21 protein-coding genes and 1 other RNA gene are annotated in these 21213 nt (G+C 60.6%); 4 read left to right on the forward strand and 18 right to left on the reverse strand.

The window, feature by feature from the left end:
* From murC to rsmI, 13 genes are all read right to left on the reverse strand, one after another.
* Positions 1–824 (reverse strand): UDP-N-acetylmuramate--L-alanine ligase (gene murC, locus ACFE0K_RS03510; RefSeq protein WP_434534747.1); only part of this gene is annotated, 824 nt, incomplete at its 3' end.
* The gene (gene murG / locus ACFE0K_RS03515; RefSeq protein WP_434534748.1) at positions 814–1887 is read right to left on the reverse strand and encodes an undecaprenyldiphospho-muramoylpentapeptide beta-N-acetylglucosaminyltransferase; all 1074 of its coding nucleotides are present in this window, start codon (positions 1885–1887) and stop codon (positions 814–816) included. The genes murG and murC, both read right to left, overlap by 11 nt.
* Positions 1884–3041 carry a putative lipid II flippase FtsW gene (ftsW, locus tag ACFE0K_RS03520; protein WP_434534749.1) on the reverse strand — a complete coding sequence of 386 codons (1158 nt, stop codon included), beginning with the start codon at positions 3039–3041 and terminating at the stop codon, positions 1884–1886. The genes murG and ftsW overlap by 4 nt, the downstream gene beginning before the upstream one ends.
* On the reverse strand, positions 3034–4359 hold the full coding sequence (gene murD, locus ACFE0K_RS03525) for a UDP-N-acetylmuramoyl-L-alanine--D-glutamate ligase (protein ID WP_434534750.1): 1326 nt from the start codon (positions 4357–4359) through the stop codon (positions 3034–3036). Before murD ends, ftsW begins: the two co-directional genes overlap by 8 nt.
* A 17-nt stretch (positions 4360–4376) precedes the next feature.
* Positions 4377–5459: a phospho-N-acetylmuramoyl-pentapeptide-transferase gene (gene mraY / locus ACFE0K_RS03530; RefSeq protein WP_434534751.1), complete on the reverse strand. Its 1083-nt coding sequence runs from the start codon at positions 5457–5459 to the stop codon at positions 4377–4379.
* Positions 5459–6817 carry a UDP-N-acetylmuramoyl-tripeptide--D-alanyl-D-alanine ligase gene (locus ACFE0K_RS03535; protein WP_434534752.1) on the reverse strand — a complete coding sequence of 453 codons (1359 nt, stop codon included), beginning with the start codon at positions 6815–6817 and terminating at the stop codon, positions 5459–5461. The genes mraY and ACFE0K_RS03535 overlap by 1 nt, the downstream gene beginning before the upstream one ends.
* Entirely contained in the window at positions 6814–8286 is a 1473-nt protein-coding gene (locus ACFE0K_RS03540) for a UDP-N-acetylmuramoyl-L-alanyl-D-glutamate--2,6-diaminopimelate ligase (protein WP_434534753.1), read from the reverse strand. The genes ACFE0K_RS03535 and ACFE0K_RS03540 overlap by 4 nt, the downstream gene beginning before the upstream one ends.
* Positions 8283–10004 (reverse strand): peptidoglycan D,D-transpeptidase FtsI family protein, encoded by a 1722-nt coding sequence (locus ACFE0K_RS03545; RefSeq protein ID WP_434534754.1) that lies wholly within the window; start codon positions 10002–10004, stop codon positions 8283–8285. The genes ACFE0K_RS03540 and ACFE0K_RS03545 overlap by 4 nt, the downstream gene beginning before the upstream one ends.
* Complete coding sequence (ftsL, locus tag ACFE0K_RS03550) at positions 10001–10267, reverse strand: cell division protein FtsL (protein ID WP_434534755.1); 267 nt, start codon at positions 10265–10267, stop codon at positions 10001–10003. The genes ACFE0K_RS03545 and ftsL overlap by 4 nt, the downstream gene beginning before the upstream one ends.
* Positions 10267–11205 carry a 16S rRNA (cytosine(1402)-N(4))-methyltransferase RsmH gene (gene rsmH, locus ACFE0K_RS03555; protein ID WP_434534756.1) on the reverse strand — a complete coding sequence of 313 codons (939 nt, stop codon included), beginning with the start codon at positions 11203–11205 and terminating at the stop codon, positions 10267–10269. Before rsmH ends, ftsL begins: the two co-directional genes overlap by 1 nt.
* Complete coding sequence (gene mraZ / locus ACFE0K_RS03560) at positions 11205–11645, reverse strand: division/cell wall cluster transcriptional repressor MraZ (RefSeq protein WP_035248027.1); 441 nt, start codon at positions 11643–11645, stop codon at positions 11205–11207. Before mraZ ends, rsmH begins: the two co-directional genes overlap by 1 nt.
* 644 nt (positions 11646–12289) lie before the next feature.
* An RNA gene (gene rnpB, locus ACFE0K_RS03565) (RNase P RNA component class A) lies at positions 12290–12655 on the reverse strand.
* A 168-nt stretch (positions 12656–12823) separates the two neighbouring features.
* Positions 12824–13648, reverse strand: coding sequence for a 16S rRNA (cytidine(1402)-2'-O)-methyltransferase (gene rsmI / locus ACFE0K_RS03570; protein ID WP_434534757.1), 825 nt, complete (start codon positions 13646–13648; stop codon positions 12824–12826).
* 81 nt (positions 13649–13729) lie between these two features.
* Between rsmI and ACFE0K_RS03575 the strand changes: the two genes are divergently transcribed.
* Genes ACFE0K_RS03575 through ACFE0K_RS03590 form a run of 4 tightly spaced genes read left to right on the forward strand, consistent with a single transcriptional unit; the run spans position 13730 to position 17172 of the window.
* Positions 13730–15601 carry a penicillin-binding protein activator gene (locus tag ACFE0K_RS03575; RefSeq protein WP_434534758.1) on the forward strand — a complete coding sequence of 624 codons (1872 nt, stop codon included), beginning with the start codon at positions 13730–13732 and terminating at the stop codon, positions 15599–15601.
* A complete protein-coding gene (locus ACFE0K_RS03580; protein ID WP_434534759.1) occupies positions 15582–15959 on the forward strand; it encodes a YraN family protein in 378 nt (125 codons plus the stop codon). The genes ACFE0K_RS03575 and ACFE0K_RS03580 overlap by 20 nt, the downstream gene beginning before the upstream one ends.
* Before the next feature lie 37 nt (positions 15960–15996).
* Entirely contained in the window at positions 15997–16584 is a 588-nt protein-coding gene (locus tag ACFE0K_RS03585; protein ID WP_007150375.1) for a phosphoheptose isomerase, read from the forward strand.
* Complete coding sequence (locus ACFE0K_RS03590; RefSeq protein WP_434534760.1) at positions 16585–17172, forward strand: BON domain-containing protein; 588 nt, start codon at positions 16585–16587, stop codon at positions 17170–17172.
* 234 nt (positions 17173–17406) lie between these two features.
* Here the strand turns inward: ACFE0K_RS03590 and ACFE0K_RS03595 are convergent, their stop codons facing one another.
* From ACFE0K_RS03595 to petA, 5 genes are all read right to left on the reverse strand, one after another.
* Complete coding sequence (locus ACFE0K_RS03595) at positions 17407–17805, reverse strand: ClpXP protease specificity-enhancing factor (RefSeq protein ID WP_434534761.1); 399 nt, start codon at positions 17803–17805, stop codon at positions 17407–17409.
* A gap of 2 nt (positions 17806–17807) precedes the next feature.
* Positions 17808–18446: a stringent starvation protein SspA gene (gene sspA, locus ACFE0K_RS03600; RefSeq protein ID WP_035248043.1), complete on the reverse strand. Its 639-nt coding sequence runs from the start codon at positions 18444–18446 to the stop codon at positions 17808–17810.
* A 92-nt stretch (positions 18447–18538) separates the two neighbouring features.
* Positions 18539–19195 carry a cytochrome c1 gene (locus tag ACFE0K_RS03605; RefSeq protein WP_434534762.1) on the reverse strand — a complete coding sequence of 219 codons (657 nt, stop codon included), beginning with the start codon at positions 19193–19195 and terminating at the stop codon, positions 18539–18541.
* Positions 19195–20478: a cytochrome b gene (locus tag ACFE0K_RS03610; RefSeq protein ID WP_434534763.1), complete on the reverse strand. Its 1284-nt coding sequence runs from the start codon at positions 20476–20478 to the stop codon at positions 19195–19197. Before ACFE0K_RS03610 ends, ACFE0K_RS03605 begins: the two co-directional genes overlap by 1 nt.
* Entirely contained in the window at positions 20475–21062 is a 588-nt protein-coding gene (petA, locus tag ACFE0K_RS03615; RefSeq protein WP_434534764.1) for a ubiquinol-cytochrome c reductase iron-sulfur subunit, read from the reverse strand. The genes ACFE0K_RS03610 and petA overlap by 4 nt, the downstream gene beginning before the upstream one ends.
* Between the last annotated feature and the right edge of the window lie 151 nt (positions 21063–21213).

The following is a 21213-nucleotide window of genomic DNA, read 5'->3' on the forward strand; positions in this document are numbered from 1 at the left end:
TCCTTGCGAATCACCCGGAAAGACGTGGTCATGCCCTGCTGCTGCACGTTCTCCGCACGCAGGTCCGCATCGTCGCTGAAGCCGTAGCGGATCACCTGGCGATTGACCCGCGGTAGCAGCTTGCGCACCACCGGGTCGTCCACGCACATCACCGCCACGCCGTAGAACGGCAGGTTGTGCAGGAACTCGATAAAGGTGTTTTCCAGCTGGGCAAAATCCCCGCCATAGGTGTGCATGTGATCCGCTTCGATATTGGTCACGATGGCACTCATGGGCTGCAGGTGCAGGAAGCTGGCATCGGATTCATCCGCTTCCGCCACCAGATAACGGCTCTGCCCTAGGCGCGCATTGGTGCCGGCACTGTTCAACCGACCGCCAATCACGAAGGTGGGGTCCATGCCCGCTTCCGCCATGATCGCCGCCGTCATGGAGGTGGTAGTAGTCTTGCCGTGGGTGCCGGCCACCGCAATGCCGTGGCGGAAGCGCATCAGCTCCGCCAGCATCTGGGCCCGCGGCACCACCGGAATCCGGCGGGCATGGGCTTCCGCCACTTCCTCGTTTTCCGTGGTCACTGCCGTGGACGTCACCACCACGTCGGCGCCATCAATGTTTTCCGCCCGGTGACCGATTTCCACCCGCACACCCAGACCACGCAGGCGCTCTACCACCGCCGATTCCTTGATGTCGCTACCGCTGATGGCGTAGCCCTGGTTGGCCAGCACCTCGGCGATGCCACACATGCCCACGCCGCCGATACCCACAAAGTGAATTCCGCTGATGCGCCGCATTTCAGGCACGATATGGATGTTGTCGTTATCGGCCATTGGCCACCTCCTCACACAGCGTGGCCGCACGCTCGGCGCTGTCGGCCACGGCCTGCTCACGGGCACGCTGCGCCATTTGCGCCAGCAGCCCGCGTTCTGCAACCGGTTTCAATGTGCCCGCCAGGCTGGCGGCACTCATGTCCCGCTGGGGCAGCAACAGGGCCGCGCCCCGGTCTGACAGCCAGCGGGCATTCAATGTCTGGTGATCATCCACCGCGCTGGGCAGCGGCACGAACAGGGCCGCCACACCAGCGGCAGCCACTTCCGCCACGGTCAGGGCCCCGGCACGGCAGATCACCAGATCCGCCCAGCCGTAGGCGTCCGCCATGTCGTCGATAAATTCACTGACCTGGGCGTCCAGGCCCAGCGCCTGGTAAATCGGCGCCGCTTCACCGGTACGGCCGGCACCACACTGGTGGCGCACCTGGATATCCCGGCCCAGTACCGCCAGCAGCAGTTCCGGCAGGTCCTGATTCAGTATCAGCGCACCCTGGCTACCACCCAGTACCAGCACCCGCAAACCGCCCTGGTGCTGGGCATAACGACGGGCCGGCTCCTCCAGGCTGGCAATCTCGGCGCGTACCGGATTGCCCACCCAGCAGGCGTCCTGCTTGCCGAAGGCCCCCTGGAAACCTTCCAGGGTCACGGTGGCCATTTTGGACAGCAACCGGTTGGTCAGCCCCGGTACTGCATTCTGTTCGTGGACAACCACCGGCACCTTGCACAGGCGCGCCGCCAGGCCACCGGGGCCGCTGGCAAAACCGCCAAAGCCCACTGCCAGCAGAGGCTGGCGCTGGCTGATCAGGCTGCGCGCCTGTAATACCGCACGCAGCAAATTGAACGGGGCGGTGAGCTTGCGCTTGAGTCCGCCGCCACGCAGCCGGGAGACGGCCAGTTCTGCAATCTCGTAGCCGTACTGACGCACCAACTTGCCTTCCATGCCGTTTTCCGCGCCCAGCCAGAGGATCCGGAACCCGCGCTCACGCAATTGATCCGCCACGGCCAGCGCCGGGAACACATGCCCGCCGGTACCGCCTGCCATGATCAGGATGGTGCCACTCATCGTGCCGCCCTCCCTCTGGCTTTCAACTGCTCGGCTTCGGCGCCGGCACGCAGGATCAAGCCCACCATGGCGGAGAAGATCAGCAGTGAAGAACCGCCATAGCTGATAAACGGCAAGGTCAGCCCCTTGGTAGGCAGCAGCCCCATGTTTACGCCCAGGTTGATAAAGACCTGAGAGCACAGCACAAAGGCGCAACCGTAGACCACATAGGCGTGGTAGAGCAGACCGCGGCCTTCCAGGCTGTGCCCCAGCCGGAACACCCGCCAGCCCAGCAGCACAAAGCCACCGATCAAGGCCAGGTTACCCAACAGGCCCAGCTCTTCGGCCATCACCGCGTAAACGAAATCGGTATGAGCTTCCGGCAGATAGAACAGCTTCTGCACACTGTTGCCCAAGCCCACACCATCCCAGTGGCCACGGCCAAAGGCGATCAGGCTCTGGGTCAGCTGGTATCCGGAGCCGTACTGGTCAGCCCAGGGGTCGGTAAAGGTCATCAGACGTGCCACCCGGTAGGGTTCGGCAAACGCCACCAGAGCGCCCAGCGCCACCGCAGCCAGACCAATCAGCAAGAAGCGCAGAGTCGGCACCCCGGACAGGAACAGCATGCCCATGGCGGTAATACCCAGCACCACCACGGCGCCGAAATCCGGCTCCAGCAGCAGCAGTATGGTCAGCACGCCCAGCAAGGCCAGCGGCAGCAGAAAGGCCTTCCACTCGGTTTCCAGCGCCGCCTTGCGCTGGGCGATATACCCTGCCAGATAAAGCACGAAACAGAGTTTGACGATTTCCGAGGCCTGAACGGTCAGGCCCGGCAGGGCAATCCAGCGAGTAGAACCGTTAACCGTACGCCCCAGACCGGGAATGAACACCATCACCAGCACCACCAGCGCCACCGGCAACATCAGAAAACGCAACCGTTCCAACAACGCCAACGGCACCGCGAAATAGACAAAGGCGCCGGCAGCCAGCCCCAGCGACAGATAGATGCCGTGGCGCAGCGCATAGTAGAAGGGGTCTCCCAGCCGGGTTTCGGCAATCTGCAGGCTGGCAGACGAGACCATCACCAGGCCGGCCAGGGCCAGCAGGATGGCGGTCCACATCAAGGTCTTGTCCAGACCCCGGTTATCCAGCTTGAGGATCATGCGCTCAGTCATGGCACACCTCCCTGGCCCGGGCGGAGAAATCATCGCCACGGGCGACAAAGCTGGAATACATATCGAAGGAGGCACAGGCCGGCGACAGCAAGACCGCATCGCCGGGTTGTGCCAGGGCATGGGCCCGGGCCACGGCAGCTTCCATGTCGGCTACCAGCTCACAGGGGGCAGCAGACATCCCCTGGGCCAGAGTACTGCGGTCTTCGCCCATCAGCAGGCCGGCACGCAGATACTGACGCGCCGGCTCTGCCAGCGGCGAGAAGTCCTGCCCCTTGCCCTGACCACCGGCAATCAGAATCACCTTGCCGTCGATGCTTTCACCGATACCGGTAAGGGCCGCCAGGGTGGCACCCACATTGGTAGCCTTGGAATCATTGAACCAGCGCACGCCGCCCGCTTCAGCCACCAGTTGGCAGCGGTGCGGCAGGCCGGTAAAGGCTTTCACCGTGGCCAGTGCCTTGTCCCGATTCAGGGACAGCGCGTCGCTGATGGCCAGCACGGAAAGGATGTTCATGGCGTTGTGATGACCGGTGAGCGCCAGTTCGGACAGGGCCAGCAGCCGCTCACCACGACACAGTAACTGGGCGTTCTCAGTGTCCAGCCGGTAATCCGCCTCCGGATGGGCACCGAAACTGATCTGGCGCGGCACCCCGGCAGGGGGGCGGGTGGCCAGGTCATCCCGGTTCCACACCGCCACCTGACAGCCATCATAGATGCGCTGCTTGGCGGCCACGTAATCGGCAAAACTGGCGTAGCGGTCCAAATGGTCCTGGGACACATTGAGGATAGTGGCCACTTCCGCACTCAGGCTGTAGGTGGTTTCCAGCTGAAAACTGGAAAGCTCCAGCACATAAAGACGCGCCTGGTCGTCCAGCAGTTCCAGAGCGGGCACGCCCAGATTGCCACCAATGCCAGGGTTCATGCCGCAGGCGTCCGCCACCTGCCCCAGCAGGGTGGTTACCGTGCTCTTGGCATTGGAACCGCTGATTGCCACCAGCGGCTCGCTGGCCGCACGCGCAAACAGCTCCACATCACCGATCACTTCCTTGCCGGCAACCACTTGCTCGGCAATAGCCGGTGTTGCCACGGCCACGCCGGGGCTGACAATCAGGCGACGGGCGTTGTTCATCCAGCCGGCCTTGAAACCGCCGGTATGAATTTTCACGTTGGGGAATTCGGCGCGCAGCGCCTCCAGGCCGGCGGGTTCGGCGCGGGTGTCCAGGGCGCGCACAGGCATCCCCTGGTCCGTCAGATAACGGATCACGGAACGCCCGGATACTCCCAGGCCAATTACCAGATCAAACCCGTCTTTCGCCATAAAGTTAACTCAATCCCCTATCGGATTTTCAGGGTCGCCAGACCCACCAGGACCAGAATTACGGTGATGATCCAGAAGCGCACAATGATCTTCGGCTCTGGCCATCCTTTCAGTTCAAAGTGGTGATGAATCGGCGCCATGCGGAACACCCGCCGGCCGGTGAGCTTGAACGAGCCCACCTGCAGCATTACCGAAACGGTTTCCATCACGAACACGCCGCCCATGATGAACAGCACGATTTCCTGGCGGACAATTACTGCCATCACGCCCAGCACCGCGCCAAGGCCCAACGCGCCCACATCACCCATGAACACCTGGGCGGGATAGGCGTTGAACCACAGGAACCCGAGGCCGGCACCACATAGAGCTGCGGAGATGATCACCAGCTCACCGGCCCCGGCCACGTAGGGAATCTGCAGATACGGGGCGAATTCCGCATGGCCACCGGCATAGGCAAAGATGCCCAGGGCGCCGCCCACCAATACCGCCGGCATGATCGCCAGGCCATCCAGGCCATCGGTCAGGTTCACCGCGTTGCTGGTGCCGTTGATCACGAAATAGGTCAGCACGATGTAGAACCAGCCCATGTTGATGACCACACTCTTGAAGAAGGGCACGATCAGCTGGGTTTCCACCGGGCTCTGGGCCGTGAAGAACAGCGCAAAGGCTGCGCCGAGGGCACCCACGGACAGCCACAGATATTTCCAGCGGGCCGGCAGGCCGCGCGGGTTCTTTTCCACCACCTTGCGCCAGTCATCCACCCAGCCCACGGCACCGAACACAAACAGGACACCCAGGGTGATCCAGATAAAGCGGTTGCTCAGGTCTGCCCACAACAGGGTGGAAATGACGATGGCAATCAGGATCAGCGCGCCGCCCATGGTGGGGGTACCGGCCTTGCTCAGATGGCTCTTGGGGCCGTCGTCTCGAATGGCCTGGCCCACCTGCTTTTCCTGCAGCTTGCGGATCATGATCGGGCCCACCCAGAAGGCGATAAACAGGGCCGTCAACACGCTGAGGATGCCGCGCAGGGTGATGTACTGCACCACCAGGAAACCGCTGTGAAATTCTGCCAGAAGCTCAGCCAGCCATAGCAACATCAGAGTGCCCCCTGTTTCGATTTGTGAGGGCCTGCGCCCATGATCAGTCGCTGCACCACCGCTTCCATACCGGCGCTGCGCGAACCTTTCACCAACACGGTTCCACCCTGTTGCAGAACCGGGGCACTCCAGCTTGCCGCCTGCTGATCGTTCTCCGCCGTTCTGGCACCTTCACCAAAGCCTTTGGCTGCCGCACCGGCGCCGGTCATCACCACCAGATCGCTGATGCCCGCCTGGCGGGCATAGCCACCCAGCTCTTCAACCAGTTGCTGTGCCTGCGGACCCAGCTCGCCCATGGCGCCCAGCACCAGCATCTGCGGAGCGGGCTGAGCGGCCAGCCAGTCGATGGCGGCACGCACGGAACCCGGGTTGGCGTTGTAGGTGTCATCCACCAACACACCCTCACCCACCGCATGCAGATTCATACGACCGGGCACCGGCTTGAGCTGCGCCAAGCGCGGAAGCACCCCGGCCAGGCTCACACCCAGGGCACGCACAGCCGCGCAGGCCAGCAAGGCATTGCTGACCTGATGGGCGCCGGGCAGCGGCACGATCACTGCCTCGCCCAGCGGCTGAAGGACAAATTCCACCCGGTCCTGATGTAGCCGGATAGTGTCGGCGTAAAGATCCGCGGGCGCCTGGCTGCCCACACGGATCACGGTAAGACCAGCCTTTTCTGCCTCACCGGCAAAGAAATCGGCAAAGCTGTCGTCGCTGTTGATGATTGCCTGGCCGCCGGCCTGGCAACCGCCAAAGATTTCCGCCTTGGCGTTGGCAATACCCTGCATGGAACCAAACCCTTCCAGGTGGGCACCGGTCACATTGGTCACCAGCACCACCTTCGGTTTGGCCAGGGAACTGGTCCAGGCGATTTCACCGGGGGCATTGGCGCCCAGTTCGATGACGGCATAACGATGTTCGCCGGCCAGGCGCAGCAACGTCAGCGGCACACCGATGTCATTGTTGAAGTTGCCACGGGTGGCCAGGGTGCCCTCGCCCAGCATGGCGGCAGCCATTTCCTTGACGGTGGTTTTGCCGGCGTTACCGGTCACCGCCAAACGCTCGCCGGTAAACTGATCCGCATAGCCACTGGCAAGGCGGCCCAGGCCCAGGCGGGTATCGTCTACCTGCACGGCACTGGCAAAGTCACTTTGTTCACGATCCACCAGTGCGGCGACGGCGCCACCCTCGGCGGCACGGGCAAGAAAATCATGGGCATCAAAACGTTCGCCCTTGAGCGCCACAAACAGGCAACCCGGCTCCATATCACGGGTATCTGTGACCACAGCATTCACCTTGCGGTCTTCCCCGATCAGGGTGCCGCCGGCCCACTGGGCGATCTGCGACAACCACATCATGACGCACCTCCCCGGGCGGCCAGCGCCTGGCGGGCAAGGTCTCTGTCATCACTGGGGTAACGCACACCGTCGATTTCCTGGTAGTCCTCATGACCCTTGCCGGCCAGCAGAATCACGTCGCCAGGCTGGGCACTGTTAACGGTTTCCTGCACCGCCTCGGCACGATCCACGTTTTCGCGGACCGCTTGCGCTCCGGCAAGACCGGCACGCATTTGATCAATAATGGTTTGCGGGTCTTCGCTGCGCGGGTTATCGCTGGTCAGCACCACGGTGTCGGCAAGCTTTTCCGCCACCGCCGCCATCTGCGGGCGCTTGCCCTCATCCCGGTCACCGCCACAGCCGACCACGCAGAATAACCGGCCGGCAAAATGATCCCGGCACGCCTGCAGGGCTTTTTCCAGGCCATCCGGGGTGTGGGCATAATCCACGATCACGGTCGGACAGCCATCGGCCTGCACCGGTTCCATACGTCCCGGTACGGGCGTAATGGCGGCCAGTGCCCCACCCAGCGCTTCAGCGGCCACGCCTTGACCATGCAGGATGGCCGCTACGGCCATCACATTGCTGAGATTGAAGCGACCAAACAGGGGCAGACTCAACGGCACCACGGTACCGCCCACGAACAGCTCCGCCTCGATACCCTCTGCGGTGCATTGCACTGACTGGCAACGCACGGTGGCACCCTGCTGGCTACCGAAGGTGACACAGCGAACCCCGTCGGGCAGGCAGGCGATCAGCGTTGAGGCTGCCGGGTCATCACAATTGATCACCGCCAGCTGCACCCCTTCGCGAGTGAACAGCATGGCCTTGGCAGCCAGGTAGGATTCCATGTCGCCGTGGTAATCCAGATGGTCCCGGCTCAGATTGCTGAATACCGCCGTGGAGACCAGGGTGCCGCCCAGGCGATTCTGATCCAGGGCATGGGAAGAAATTTCCATGGCCACGGTATCGGCACCGGCATCACGCACTTTCGCCAATCCGGCCTGCAGGGTAATCGGGTCAGGGGTGGTATGCCCGGTGGTCTGTTCTTCCCCTTTCAGCCCCAGCCCCAGGGTGCCCACCAGGGCACAGCGGTGACCGAGGGCATTCAATGCATCGCGCAGGAACCAGGTGATGCTGGTCTTGCCGTTGGTACCGGTCACGCCGGTGATACGCAGACGGCTGGCGGGCTCACCAAACCAGCGCGCTGCCAGATCACCCACCTGTCCGGCCAGGCCCGGCAGATTGACGCGGGGCGCCGGCTGCTGCAGATCCACGGAGAACGTCTCCGCGTCCGCCAGCACCACGGCGGCACCGGCACTGATGGCCTGAGCGATAAAATGGCGGCCGTCACTGGCCACGCCGGGTACCGCCACAAACACCTCGCCCGGCTGCAAGCGACGACTGTCGAGCTGCAGTCCGGAAATGGCAAGGCCTGCCACTTGGGCAGGCAGACTGTGCTCGGGGAGCAATTGCTGGAGGCGCATCATGAGCGGTCCTCCGTGTCCGGGCCGCCGGCCAGCAGCCCTTCGGGTCTGTCCGGTGGCACATGCAAGGTCCGCAACACCCCGCCCATGATGCGGGAAAAGGCGGGGGCGGCGACCAGACCGCCGTAGTAGGCATCGCTGCGTGGGTCGTCAATCACCACCACGGTGACAATGCGAGGGTCCGTGGCCGGGGCCAGGCCGGCAAACAGTCCGATATAGCTGTCATCCGCGTAACCGCCAGCCATCACTTTGTGCACGGTGCCGGTCTTGCCAGCCACCTGGTAACCCGGGACCTGGGCGCGGCTGGCCGTACCCACCTGGCTGACCACGGTTTCCAGCATCTGCACCAGTTGCCGGGCAACCGGTTTGCCCAGCACCTGCTCACCGGCTGGCTGGCTGGCAACCTTCTTCAGGGTCAGCGGGACCTTGACGCCGTCATTGGCGATGACTGCATAGGCCTGTGCCAGCTGGACTGCGGAAACACTCAAGCCATAACCATAGGAAAGCGCAGCGCGCTCCACTTCACGCCAATGGCTGCGCAATGGCAGCATGCCGTTGCTTTCACCGGGGAAATCGATGGCGGTGGCCTGCCCGAAACCGAAACGCTCCAGATAGGCAGGCAGTGCCAGCGGCTCCATAGCCAGCGCCAACTTGCTGGTGCCCACGTTGGAGCTCTTGGTGAGTACGGTGGTGATATCAATCACCCCGTAGTCGCGATGATCACGAATGGTCTTGCTGCCCACCCGCAGGGTGCCGGGGTGGGTATTGATAGTGGTAGACGGGGTCACCATGCCCATTTCCATGGCCGCCGCCACGGTAAAGGGCTTCATGGTGGAACCGGGCTCGAACAGGTCGGTTACCGCCCGGTTGCGCAGGGCACCGGTATCCAGATTGCCACGGTTGTTGGGGTTATAGGCGGGCTGATTCACCATCGCCAGCACTTCGCCGGTACGTACATCCAGTACCACCGCGCTGCCGCCCTTGGCCTTGAATTGCTGCACGGCGCCGAGCAGCTCCCGGTAAGCCAGGTACTGCAAGCGCAGGTCGATACTCAGGGTCACGTCTTCACCGGGCTCCGCCGGTTCCAGCACTTCGATATCCTGAATTACCCGACCCAGCAGATCACGCACCACCTTTTTGCGACCGGACTGGCCGGACAGGTGTGGCTCCATTGCCAGCTCAATGCCTTCCTGCCCCTGATCATCAATATTGGTAAAACCCACCACATGGCTGGTGACTTCGCCGGCCGGGTAATAGCGACGGTACTCGGTCAGCGAGTGGATGCCGGGAACATTCAGATCCAGCACTGCCTTGGCCGCTTCCGGTGCCAGACCACGACCCAGATAGATAAACTCACGGGATTCGTGACGACGCACCTTGCTGGCGAAATCCTGCTGGCTGATCACCGGGTTGCCCGCCAGGCGCGCCCATTGCTCCTGGTTTTCCAGCGCTTCGCGGGGATTGGCCCACAGGGTAACCACCGGCGTACTGACTGCCAGGGGACGGCCATCGCGATCACGAATCACGCCCCGATGGGCCGCCAGGGGCTCCACACGCAGATTGCGGATATCCCCCTGATGAGCCAGAAAGTCGTGCTGGATCACTTGCAGGTCCACCGCCCGCACCACCAGGACACAGGCGCACACCAGCCAGAAGCCCAGCACAAAGCGCCAGCGCATCTGGTGATTGGGTTGCCGTGTCTTGCGAGCCTGGCGTTTCATGGCCGGATCAGCACTCTCTCGTCGGTTTTCGGTAATTTCATGCCCAGCTTCTCGCGAGCCAGGCGCTCCACCCGGGCATAGCTGCCACAGGTGCTGTGCTCCAACAGCAACTGACTCCACTGGCTCTCCAGTCGAGTTTGCTGCTGCTGTAATTTCTGGCTCTCGTCGGTGAGTCGACGGGCCTCATGAACGCTGTAACTCACCGCCAGCGCGGAGATCACTACCAGCATCACCAGGGTGCGGATCAGCCAGGGGGCGCTCATCAGGCCACCTTCTCCGCCACCCGCAACACCGCACTGCGCGAGCGAACATTTACTTTCAGCTCGGCCTTGCTGGCACGGATAGCCTTGCCAATCGGCTCCAGCCGCTGCGGCATTTCATCACCCAACGGCAACCCACCGCGCCCCTTGGGAGCCCGGCCGGAGTGATCGCGAATAAACAGCTTCACGATCCGGTCTTCCAGAGAATGGAAGCTGATAATGGCGAGACGCCCGCCGATGGCGAGCGTCTCAAGGGACTGTTCGAGCACTTGGGTCAGCGCATCCAGCTCCCCGTTTATATGTATTCGCAGTGCCTGAAAACTGCGTGTGGCCGGGTGCTTACCCGGCTCGCCGCGGCCGATGGCCGACTCGATCAGATCGGCAAGCTGCAAGGTGCGGGTAATCGGCTGTTCCTTGCGCTCCTCGCAGATACGCCGGGCAATCCGCCGCGACTTGCGCTCATCGCCGTAGCGATACAGCACATTGGCAATATCCTGCTCGTCGGCCCGGGCCAGCCACTGCGCCACACTTTCGCCCTGAGTGGGGTCCATGCGCATATCCAGCGGCCCATCACGCAGAAAGCTGAAGCCACGGCCAGCATCGTCCAGTTGCGGCGACGACACGCCCAGATCCAGCAACAGGCCATCAATGGGGCGACCCACCTGATCGACCACTTCAGGCAGGCAGTCAAAGCGGCTGGCCACAATCTGGAAACGGCCATCTTCCGACGCCAGCTGCTCGCCCGCGGCAACGGCCTGAGGGTCACGATCGATACCGGCAAGGTGGCCCTGTGCGTCCAGCTTTTCCAGCAGTGCACGGCTGTGGCCACCTCGCCCGAAGGTGCCATCCACATAAAAGCCATCACTACGGCTGAACCACATATCCAGTACCTCTTCCAGCATCACCGGCTGGTGTTCGTACTGCGCGCCCTTGTCGGTCATCAGAAAGACAGCTCCTGGACACTTTCCGGCAATGCGTCCGGATCCAGGGTGCCGTCCTCTTCCAACCAGCTTTCTGCTTTCCAGATTTCAAAGCGGTGCATCTGACCGATCAGCATGGCCTGCTTCTCCAGCCCGATAGCCGCCCGCAATTCCGGCGGCACCAGCAGCCGGCCATTGCTATCCATATCAATTTCCACCGCCTGACCGAGGAAACGACGTTTCAGCTGACGCACCTGCGGACTGGAGTCTCGCTGGGCGGACAGCTTGCCGGCGGTTTCCATGAATTCATCACGTGGGTAGAGCGCGAGACATTCGTCATAGGGGTGACGGGTAAGCACAAGCTGGCCGCCGCAGGCTTCGTTCAACGAAGCGCGATAGCGGGTCGGCATGGTGAGCCGCCCCTTGGCATCCAGATTGAGTGATGTGCTTCCAGTAAACACTGGCCGTCCTCATGCTCGATTATTCGGTTCCTTCCCGGGGGTTCTGTTTACCCCACTTCGCGACACCGGCCGCCAAGAAATTCCCACTTTTTCCCACTTTTCACCACATTGAGACACTCTATGGCCACCGGGAACACCAAGTCAAGCGTCGACACCTGGGCAAACGTAAAAGAATTTCTAGACAAATCAGCCTGTTAGCTGTGTCACACGGAATGAGCGAAGAGACGAACGGAGGGAGTTTCGAGACGAATCAGGGTGCTGGAACGTGCAGGTGAGAAAGCACTTTAAGTATTAGACGGATTAGTTATTACTAACTTTTTTTATATTCCATTATCGAAGGTTAACCCTGTTCGGATGTAGGCAAGCGATAGGACCGACTATCCAGCAGATCGACGCCGCACTACAGCGCTGCCAACCAGACCGGAAAAGCGCAGCACTTCGTGGTTATGGTCGAGATAGAGGGTATCGGTCTGCACCATGCCGGACCCCTGCCAAATTGTAGGCCGGGCAATTCTGACGACAGCGCATCACTTGATAATGGCTCAGATCAAAATGAGGAAGCGTTTCGGGGCGAGAGCGACGAGTCACGAAAGGCAAACCCCGGTTCAGGGATTCGCTTCTCGCAACTCGCATCTCGAACTGAAAAGGTGGACCGGTCGATAAGCCGGGTTCTGTCGTGGACAGTCATTCATCTGGGGTTTGCGTCGCCACAAACCTCTAGCAACCTACCCGGATCCAGCGCGGGCCACGCCAACGGATCCCTATTTGGTCTTGCTCCGGGTGGGGTTTACCCTGCCACCACTGTTGCCAGCGGCGCGGTGCGCTCTTACCGCACCTTTTCACCCTTACCGGTTCCGACACGAGGAAGGAACAGGCGGTATCTTCTCTGTGGCACTAGCCGTAGCCACACCGTCGCCAGTGTAGCCCCCAGGCGTTACCTGGCACCCTGCCCTGTGGAGCCCGGACTTTCCTCTAGCGGCTACGCCGCCAGCGACTGTCTGACCGGTCCGGGGGCGATTCTAGTCAGTTAACAGTGAACAGTGAACAGTTAATAGTTCGCGGGCCGTGTTTTTCTGCTCCTGAACGCAAAAGGCCGCGCCCAAACCCCGGGCGCGACCTTCATTGCAGACGGTTCTCTTCTGTCCTCTCGCGAGCTGTTAACTGTTCACTATTAACTGTTAACTGCCTTCAAGGAGCGCATACACCGCCTGCCGCTTCAGCCCGGTGTGAGCGGCCATGATTTTCGCCACCCGGGATACCGGCAGTTCCGCCAGCAGGGATTTTGCCAGGGCCTGGTCCTGCTCGCTCCAATCTGCGGTTTGTGCCGCGGGTGACAATACCAGCACCAGCTCGCCGCGTTGCTGATTGCGATCTGATGCCACCCAGTCACAAATATCAGTCACGGCTCCCTGGCGAATCGTCTCAAATTGTTTGGTCAACTCACGACAAAGCGAGATTTCACGATCTTTTTCAACCAGTGGTTTCAGGGCTTCCAGGAAGGACAGCACCCGATGCGGCGCCTCGTAGATAATACTTGTGACTGACAGCTTGGCCAGGCGCTCGATGGCCTGTTGGCGAGGCGCCCCTTTGGCCGGCACAAAACCCTCAAAAAGAAAACGATCAGATGGCTGCCCCGCCGCCGCCAGCGCTGCCAACAATGCCGACGCACCAGGAATCGGCACCACCCGCACACCGGCCTGGTGACAGGCGCGCACCAGACGATAGCCGGGATCACTGACCAGCGGCGTCCCCGCATCACTGATCAGGGCACCCTGCTCACCTGACTGCAAACGGGCCACCAACTCTTCGCTGCGCGCACTTTCGTTATGGTCGTGGCAACTGATCAACCGACTGCGAATTCCCAGCTGCTCCAGCATGCGCTGACTGTGCCGGGTATCCTCCGCCGCTACCCAGTCCACCTCATCCAGTACCGCTATCGCCCGACGACTGATGTCATCCAGATTTCCGATCGGTGTACTGACAATATACAAAGTTCCACTCATATCTGTGCACGACTCAACTGGTGGGGCTCCAATGAAGCGCCTACAATAGCGGCTTCATTCTGGTAATACGAACGTCTCGCCATGGAATTCAGAAAGGCCCGTTTGGCAGCCCTGCTTGCTGCCGCAGTCATCGCCGGCTGTTCTACCACCACGCCTACGCGCACCACGGTTTATGAACAGCCGTCGGCTGCCAAGGTTGGCACCGCCCCCACGGCGCTGTCCGCTGCCCGCAGTCAGCTGGCCACCATGAAAACCGATGCACGCATCGGCGCCGCGCTGCAGTGGGCGGAACATTATCTGGATCAGCAGCGGCCCGGTGATGCCGGTCAGTTACTGGCCGATCTGAACCCTCAGGCCATGAATAACGAACAGCGGTTTGCCTGGATGCTGCTCAGCGGTCGCGCCCAGCTTGGTGACCAACAGCCCGACGACGCACTCACCCTGTTGCAACGCCACGAAGATGACATTCTTCAGTATCCCGCCGAGCAACAGGCACGGCTGGATCTGCTCAAAGCCGATGCCCTGGCCATGAAGGGTGATCTGACCGGTAGCCTGCAACAGCGGGTGGCCACCCACCCCCTGCTGGAAGATGAAGATCAGGACTATAACCACGGCATGATCTGGCAGCTGCTGATGCAGCTATCCAATTCCGAACTGGCCGATGCCATTGAAGGCAGCAGTGGTGATTTGCGCGGTTGGCTCACCCTGGCTCAGCTTTACCGGGACCCGATTGCCGATCTCGACGCCCAGGTCAGCCGGCTGAATCAGTGGAGCGCCCAGTGGCGCACCCACCCGGCCACCGATGACGTTCCCGATATTCTCGACGCTTTGGAAAAAGCTGTCAGCGAGCGACCCAGCAAGGTTGCCATTCTGCTCCCTGCCACCGGCCCACTGAAAAATGCCGGCAAGGCACTCCAGGAAGGCATCATGACGGCCTACTATCGGCACAAGCAGGACGGCAACCCACCGGTATTACGCTTCTACGATTCCGGCGGTGACGATATCCTCGCGCTCTATCAACAGGCCGTTCAGGACGGCGCCGACTTCATCCTCGGGCCACTGGCCAAGGACAAGGCAGCCACCATTGCCAGCCAGGGCACCCTGCCTGTCACCACCCTGGCGTTGAATTACATTGATCAGAGCGAGCTGCCTGAGAATTTCTTCCAGTTCGGCCTCGCCCCGGAAGACGAAGCTCGCCAGATTGCCCTGCAAGGTGCTCGCGAAGGCGCCAGCCAGGCCGGCATTCTCTACCCGGAAGGGGAATGGGGAGAACGGGTTGCCCAGGCGTTTGCGGAAGAGTGGCAATCCCTCGGCGGCACCGTGACCGTGACCCGTCCCTACCAGGAAGGTCCCACCCTCGGTGACACCGTCAAGGAACTGCTGCTGGTGGCGCAGAGCCAGAGCCGCGGTCAGGCAGTCAGCCGCTTCACCAGCCTGGACATGGATATCCAACCGCGTCGTCGCCAGGATATGGGCTTCCTGTTTCTGCTCGCCAATCCCGATCAGGGACGCCAGGTCAAACCGGCACTGAATTTCCACTACGCCAAGGATCTGCCGGTGTACTCGACCGCGCTGATCCATAGCGGCGAGTCGAACCCACGTCGTGACCAGGACCTGAACGGTGTCCGCTTTGTCGACATGCCCTGGATGCTCGGCGACGAAAACACCGAGCTGCGCCGAATGAGCGAAGCGCAATGGCCCGAAGGTCACGGCCGTTACGAGCGCCTGTTCGCCATGGGGATTGATGCCTACCGGTTGCAGAGCCGCCTATACCTGTTAAGCACCCTGCCTTCCAGTGAGCTGCCCGGCGTCACCGGCCGCCTGAGCATGAAACAGCAACGCATCGTGCGCGAACTGAACTGGGGCGTGTTTATCAATGGTGAGGCACAAGCCCTGCCCAAGGTATCCGAACCGGCAACCAGCAGCAGGTCACGTGAAATTACGGCGCAGTAGCAAAGATTCCGGTGGCGAAGCGGAAAAACAGGCTGCACACTGGCTGTCGCAGCAGGGTCTAACGCTTGTGACCCGTAATTTTCGCTGTCGGCAGGGCGAAATCGACCTGGTCATGGAGGATGGTGACACCCTGGTGTTCACGGAAGTGCGCTGGCGCAGCCATCGCAGTTATGGCGGCGCCCTGGCCTCTGTGGATCACCACAAGCAGCGTCGGTTGACCCTGGCGGCCCAGCATTACCTGGCCCGCCACCCGCAATACCATGACCGCCCCTGCCGCTTTGATGTACTGGGAATGGAACCGGACAATAACGACACTGTCCGTTATCAGTGGATACAAAACGCGTTCTACAGCGAATAGCCCCCAATAATCGAACGCGCAGAACAATGAGGTAATTATGAGCGTGGACCGTATCCGGCAATTATTTGCCGAAAGCATCGAAACCAAAGCCAAGGCGGGCGAAGTCCTGCCCACCGTCATCGAAGCGGCCGGTCAGGCCATGGTGGAATGCCTGCTCAACGGCGGCAAGATTCTCACCTGTGGTAACGGCGGCTCCGCCGGCGATGCCCAGCACTTTTCTTCCGAGCTGCTCAACCGTTTCGAAATGGAGCGTCCGGCATTGCCCGCGATCGCGTTGACCACGGACTCCTCCACACTCACCTCCATCGCCAACGATTACAGCTATAACGAAATCTTTTCCAAGCAGGTTCGCGCCCTGGGCGGCAGCGGCGATATCCTGCTGGCCATCTCCACCAGCGGCAACTCCGCCAACGTGATACAGGCCATCCAGGCCGCCCATGACCGGGAAATGCGCGTTGTCGCCATGACCGGCAAGGAAGGCGGCGAAATGGTCAACCTGTATGGCCCCAACGACATCGAAATCCGGGTGCCAGCCACCTCCACCGCCCGTATTCAGGAAGTTCACCTGCTGGTGATTCACTCCCTGTGTGATTACATCGATCAGCAACTGTTTGGAGGCCAGTAAATGGCCGCACGCTTCACCCGCTTGAGCAGCATTCTGACTCTGTTTCTGATGCTTGTTACCACCGCCGGCTGTGTTTCCCTGTCCAAGGGCATGTCCGATGATCCTGTGGACCAGAATCACGGTAAACGCACCTTCGGCGCCTTTATCGAGGACGGCAATATTGAACGCAAGGTCGCCGTCAATCTGGCCCGGGCCAGTGCCGAGCTGGATGAGTCACGTATCGTTGCGGTGAGCTACAACGGCAACGTCCTGCTTGCCGGCCAGGTAGCCAGCGAAGACCTGAAGACCCAGGCAGGAAATATTGCCGAGAAGGTACGCCATGTCCGTCATGTGCACAACGAACTGCAAGTAGTGGGCTCCAACTCCTTTCTGGCACGCACCAATGACAGCTGGCTGACCAGCAAGGTCAAAAGCCGCCTGCTGATCAACGGCGACGCCCCCGGCTGGCGCACCAAGGTGGTGACAGAAAACGGTGTGGTCTACCTGATGGGCCTGCTGACCCGCGCAGAGGCCGATGCGGTCGTCGAACAGGTGCAGAAGGTTTACGGCGTGCAGAAGATCGTGAAGATTATTGAGTATATCGACTGAAGAGCAGCTGCAAGCGACAAGCTTCAAGCCGTAACACGAAGAAAGGCCCTCCCCAACCGGAACGCCGAGCCTGCGCTGCCCCAACCCCCCAAAAAAACCGCGCCCGAAGGGTGCGGTTTTTTTGTAGCTCGTAGCTCGTAGCTCGTAGCTCGTAGCTCGTAGCTCGTAGCTCGTAGCTCGTAGCTCGTAGCTCGTAGCTCGTAGCTAAAAAAAAACCGGCTTTCGCCGGTTTTTTTATTTCACCACCTTCAAGTGGCTAACCTTTCCCTTGCTGTCGTCCTTTTCCGGCTCCGGTGGCGTCGGCTCGGGAGGCGGCTCCGCCGGATCAAAGGCCATACCCTGGCCGTTTTCACGGGCAAAGACTGCCACCACTGCATTCACCGGCACCCGAATGGTCATGGGCATGCCGCCGAAACGAGCAGAGAACGTAATCTCATCGTTCCCGGCAATAAACTGCGTCACTGCCCGCGGCGCAATGTTCAGAACGATCTGGCCGTCCTGAACAAAGTCCTGCGGCACTTCCACACCGGGATAGGAGGTATTCACCGCCAGGTGGGTAGTCAGACCGTTGTCGCAGATCCACTCGTGGATCGCCCGTATCAGATACGGGCGATTGGGGGACATATCAGACATGATTACAGCGGGTTGCGCAGTTCGCGCTCGGCATCGGTCAGGCTGGCCTGGAAGGCATCACGGTCAAACAGACGCTCGGCATAGTCCAGCAGCGGCTTGACCTGCTTGGCCGGCAGCTCGATACCCAGTGCCGGCAACCGCCACAGAATCGGGCCAACCACACAGTCCACCAGGGTGAACTCTTCGCTCATGAAGTACGGCAACTCGCTGAAGATCGGCGCAGTGGCAATGATCGCTTCGCGCAGCTCCTTGCGACGCTTGTTGAGGCTGGCCTCTTTTTCTTCACCGGCCAGAATCGCATCAACGTGGCCACACCAGTCACGCTCGACCCGATGGATCAGCAGACGGCTGTGGGCACGGGCTACCGGGTAAACCGGCAGCAGCGGCGGATGCGGGAAACGCTCATCCAGATATTCCATGATGACAGTGGACTGATACAGGGTCAGTTCACGGTCCACCAGGGTAGGCACTTCGTTGTAAGGGTTCAGCGACGCCAGATCTTCCGGCTTGCTGTTATTGTCCACATCAACGATATCGACTGTGACCCCTTTTTCCGCCAGCACGATACGTACGCGATGGCTGTAATGATCTTCCGGGGAAGAAAAGAAAGTCATTGAAGAACGCTTGGTCACCACACCCATGGTCGAATCATCTCCGCACAAATAGCTATAACAGAAACAGGGTAACCGCTTACACGGATACCCTGTTCAACGCTGAAAAGGGGCACTAATCGTTAGTGCACGTCTTTCCAGTATTCCTTCTTGAGCAGGTATGCCGGGACAAGCAGAATGCCCAGGAACACCAGTACATACACACCCAGACGCTCACGCAAGGGACGAACCGGCTCCGCGGTGTAAGCCAGGAAATTGGTCAGATCACCCATCTCCTGCTTGAACTCCTCTTCGCTCAGCTCTTCTTCCAGGCTTGCCATCACATGAGGCATACCCACGTTCTCGAACACCCGGTTGTTGTAACCGAAGGGACGAGACTCGTCTTCGTAGAAGTTGATCAGGTAGGAATACACCCAATCCTCTGAACGATAACGGGTCACCATGGTGAGATCCGGCGGCGCATTGCCGAACCAGGCCTTGGCATCTTCAGATGCCATGGCAGTACGCATCTGATCACCCACCTTGTCGGTGGTGAAATTCAGTTTTTCCTGCACCAGCTCTTCCGGAATCTCCAGATCTTCAGCCAGTCGGCTGTAGCGCTGATACTGCAGACCATGACAGCCCATGCAGTAGTTTACAAACAGCTTGGCGCCATTCTGCAGGCTCACCTTGTCCTGCAGATTAACCGGGGCAGGAACCACGTGCTCATTGTGGCCACCACCGGCGGCAAGGGCTACCCACGGCAGGCAGCTGAAAAGAACGACCGCTAATTTCTTCATCAGTGACCCCCCGTTACCCGTTCCGGAACCGGCTTGGATTTTTCGAATTTGTGGACAAACGGCATGATCAACAGGAAGTAGCTGAAGTAATAGATCGTACCGAACTGAGCCATCATGGTCTTAGCAGGAGTCGCCGGCTGAGTACCAAAATAACCCAGCATCAGGAAGTCCAACACGAAGAGCGTCATGAACAGCTTGCTCAACCAGCCACGATAGCGGATGGAGCGAACCGGGTGGCGATCCAGCCAGGGGATCACGAACAGGATCACGATAGCACCACCCATGGCCACCAGGCCCCAGGCCTTGGCAGGCATGATGATATCCAGGGTCGCGGCACGCAACATCGCGTAGTAAGGACCGTAATACCATACCGGGGCAATATGATCCGGCGTCTTCAGCGGGTTAGCCGGCTCGAAATTCGGCTTCTCCAGCAGGTAGCCACCGCCATCCGGGAAGAAGAAGATCACCACGGCAAAGATCATCAGGAACACGATCACGCCGGGCAGGTCCTTCACGGTGTAGTAGGGGTGGAACGGAATGCCGTCTACCGGGATACCGTTTTCGTCCTTGTTCTGCTTGATTTCCACGCCATCCGGGTTGTTGGAGCCCACTTCGTGCAGCGCCAGGATGTGCAGTACCACCAGAGCCAGCAGCACGATGGGGATCGCCACCACGTGCAGGGCAAAGAACTTGTTCACCGTCGCAGTGGACAGCAGATAGTCGCCACGCACCCAGGTCGTCAGGCCTTCGCCGATTTCCTTCGCTTCAGCGGCACTGATAAACGGCAGCAGATCAAAGGGAATAGCACCGGCCAGGGAAATAATCACCTGGGCGCCCCAGTAGGACATGTTGCCCCAGGGCAGCACATAACCGAGGAAGCCTTCGGCCATCAATGCCAGATAGATCAGCATGCCGAAAATCCACACCAGCTCACGCGGCGGCTTGTAGGAGCCGTACATCAAGCCACGGAACATGTGGATATAGACCACGGCGAAGAAGGCGGACGCCCCTACCGCGTGCATGTAACGGATCAACCAGCCCCACTCCACATCACGCATGATGTATTCCACCGACGCAAAACCTTCGCTGGGGGAGTAGAACATGGTCAGCCAGATACCGGTGAGCAGCTGGTTGATCAGCACCACCAGGGACAGCACACCGAAGTAGTACCAGAAGTTGAAGTTCTTCGGGGCGTAGTATTCGGACATGTGGCGCTTGTAAGCGTCCACCACGGGCAGACGGGCATCTACCCAGTCGACAACACGATTCACCATTCCCATCATGCCTCGGTCTCCCCTTCTTCAGAACCCACAATGATGACACCGTCACTCAGATAGGAGTGCGGCGGAACCACCAGGTTGGTGGGGGCGGGCACGCCATTGTAGACGCGACCGGCCAGATCAAACTTGGAACCGTGACAGGGGCAGAAAAAACCACCGTGCTCCAGTTCCACCGTAGGCTCGTCCTCGTACAACGGCGAACACCCCAGATGGGTACAGGTGCCAATCAGCACCAGCAGCTCTTTCTTGATAGAGCGCCACTCGTTCTGCGCATAGGCAGGCTGCTGGTCAGCTTCAGACGCAGGGTCACTAAGCTTGTCTTCCAGCTGAGGCAAGGTTTGCAGCATATCGTCGGTACGACGCACCACCCACACGGGCTGGCCTCGCCATTCCTCAACCACACGCTGACCGGGCTCCAGTTTGCCAATATCCACGGTTACCGGCGCACCGGCATTCTTGGCTTTGGCACTGGGCTGCCAGGATTTCACAAAAGGAACAGCCGCGCCAACTGCACCTGCGGCACCAATAGCCGAGGTCAAGCCGATCAAGAAGGTGCGGCGGCTGGTATTAACGCCGTCGTTGCTCATTCAGTTATTCTCCCCTTAGATCCCACGCTCGGGAATAGTCCGAGACTCGAGGTACTACCTCGCGCTCCGGGCGGAGTAAGGCGGCGCAAATGGTAAAGAAAAAGCCCACACCTGACAACCGGTTATTCCCCGGCCAGAGTCGCTAAACGCC

Source organism: Alcanivorax sp. (assembly GCF_051117345.1).
In the GTDB taxonomy this organism is placed as follows: domain Bacteria; phylum Pseudomonadota; class Gammaproteobacteria; order Pseudomonadales; family Alcanivoracaceae; genus Alcanivorax.

Excerpts from the sequence above, each read along its gene's own strand:
- ACFE0K_RS03545 (WP_434534754.1), bottom strand. The coding sequence starts at position 10,004 with ATGAAACGCCAGGCTCGCAAGACACGGCAACCCAATCACCAGATGCGC.
- ACFE0K_RS03595 (WP_434534761.1), bottom strand. The coding sequence starts at position 17,805 with ATGTCTGATATGTCCCCCAATCGCCCGTATCTGATACGGGCGATCCAC.
- ftsW (WP_434534749.1), bottom strand. The coding sequence starts at position 3,041 with ATGACTGAGCGCATGATCCTCAAGCTGGATAACCGGGGTCTGGACAAG.
- rsmI (WP_434534757.1), bottom strand. The coding sequence starts at position 13,648 with ATGAGTGGAACTTTGTATATTGTCAGTACACCGATCGGAAATCTGGAT.
- murD (WP_434534750.1), bottom strand. The coding sequence starts at position 4,359 with ATGGCGAAAGACGGGTTTGATCTGGTAATTGGCCTGGGAGTATCCGGG.
- ftsL (WP_434534755.1), bottom strand. The coding sequence starts at position 10,267 with ATGAGCGCCCCCTGGCTGATCCGCACCCTGGTGATGCTGGTAGTGATC.
- ACFE0K_RS03535 (WP_434534752.1), bottom strand. The coding sequence starts at position 6,817 with ATGATGTGGTTGTCGCAGATCGCCCAGTGGGCCGGCGGCACCCTGATC.
- murG (WP_434534748.1), bottom strand. The coding sequence starts at position 1,887 with ATGAGTGGCACCATCCTGATCATGGCAGGCGGTACCGGCGGGCATGTG.
- rsmH (WP_434534756.1), bottom strand. The coding sequence starts at position 11,205 with ATGACCGACAAGGGCGCGCAGTACGAACACCAGCCGGTGATGCTGGAA.
- mraY (WP_434534751.1), bottom strand. The coding sequence starts at position 5,459 with ATGTTGCTATGGCTGGCTGAGCTTCTGGCAGAATTTCACAGCGGTTTC.
- ACFE0K_RS03585 (WP_007150375.1), top strand. The coding sequence starts at position 15,997 with ATGAGCGTGGACCGTATCCGGCAATTATTTGCCGAAAGCATCGAAACC.
- ACFE0K_RS03605 (WP_434534762.1), bottom strand. The coding sequence starts at position 19,195 with ATGAAGAAATTAGCGGTCGTTCTTTTCAGCTGCCTGCCGTGGGTAGCC.
- petA (WP_434534764.1), bottom strand. The coding sequence starts at position 21,062 with ATGAGCAACGACGGCGTTAATACCAGCCGCCGCACCTTCTTGATCGGC.
- ACFE0K_RS03590 (WP_434534760.1), top strand. The coding sequence starts at position 16,585 with ATGGCCGCACGCTTCACCCGCTTGAGCAGCATTCTGACTCTGTTTCTG.
- ACFE0K_RS03610 (WP_434534763.1), bottom strand. The coding sequence starts at position 20,478 with ATGATGGGAATGGTGAATCGTGTTGTCGACTGGGTAGATGCCCGTCTG.
- ACFE0K_RS03540 (WP_434534753.1), bottom strand. The coding sequence starts at position 8,286 with ATGATGCGCCTCCAGCAATTGCTCCCCGAGCACAGTCTGCCTGCCCAA.
- sspA (WP_035248043.1), bottom strand. The coding sequence starts at position 18,446 with ATGGGTGTGGTGACCAAGCGTTCTTCAATGACTTTCTTTTCTTCCCCG.
- ACFE0K_RS03575 (WP_434534758.1), top strand. The coding sequence starts at position 13,730 with ATGGAATTCAGAAAGGCCCGTTTGGCAGCCCTGCTTGCTGCCGCAGTC.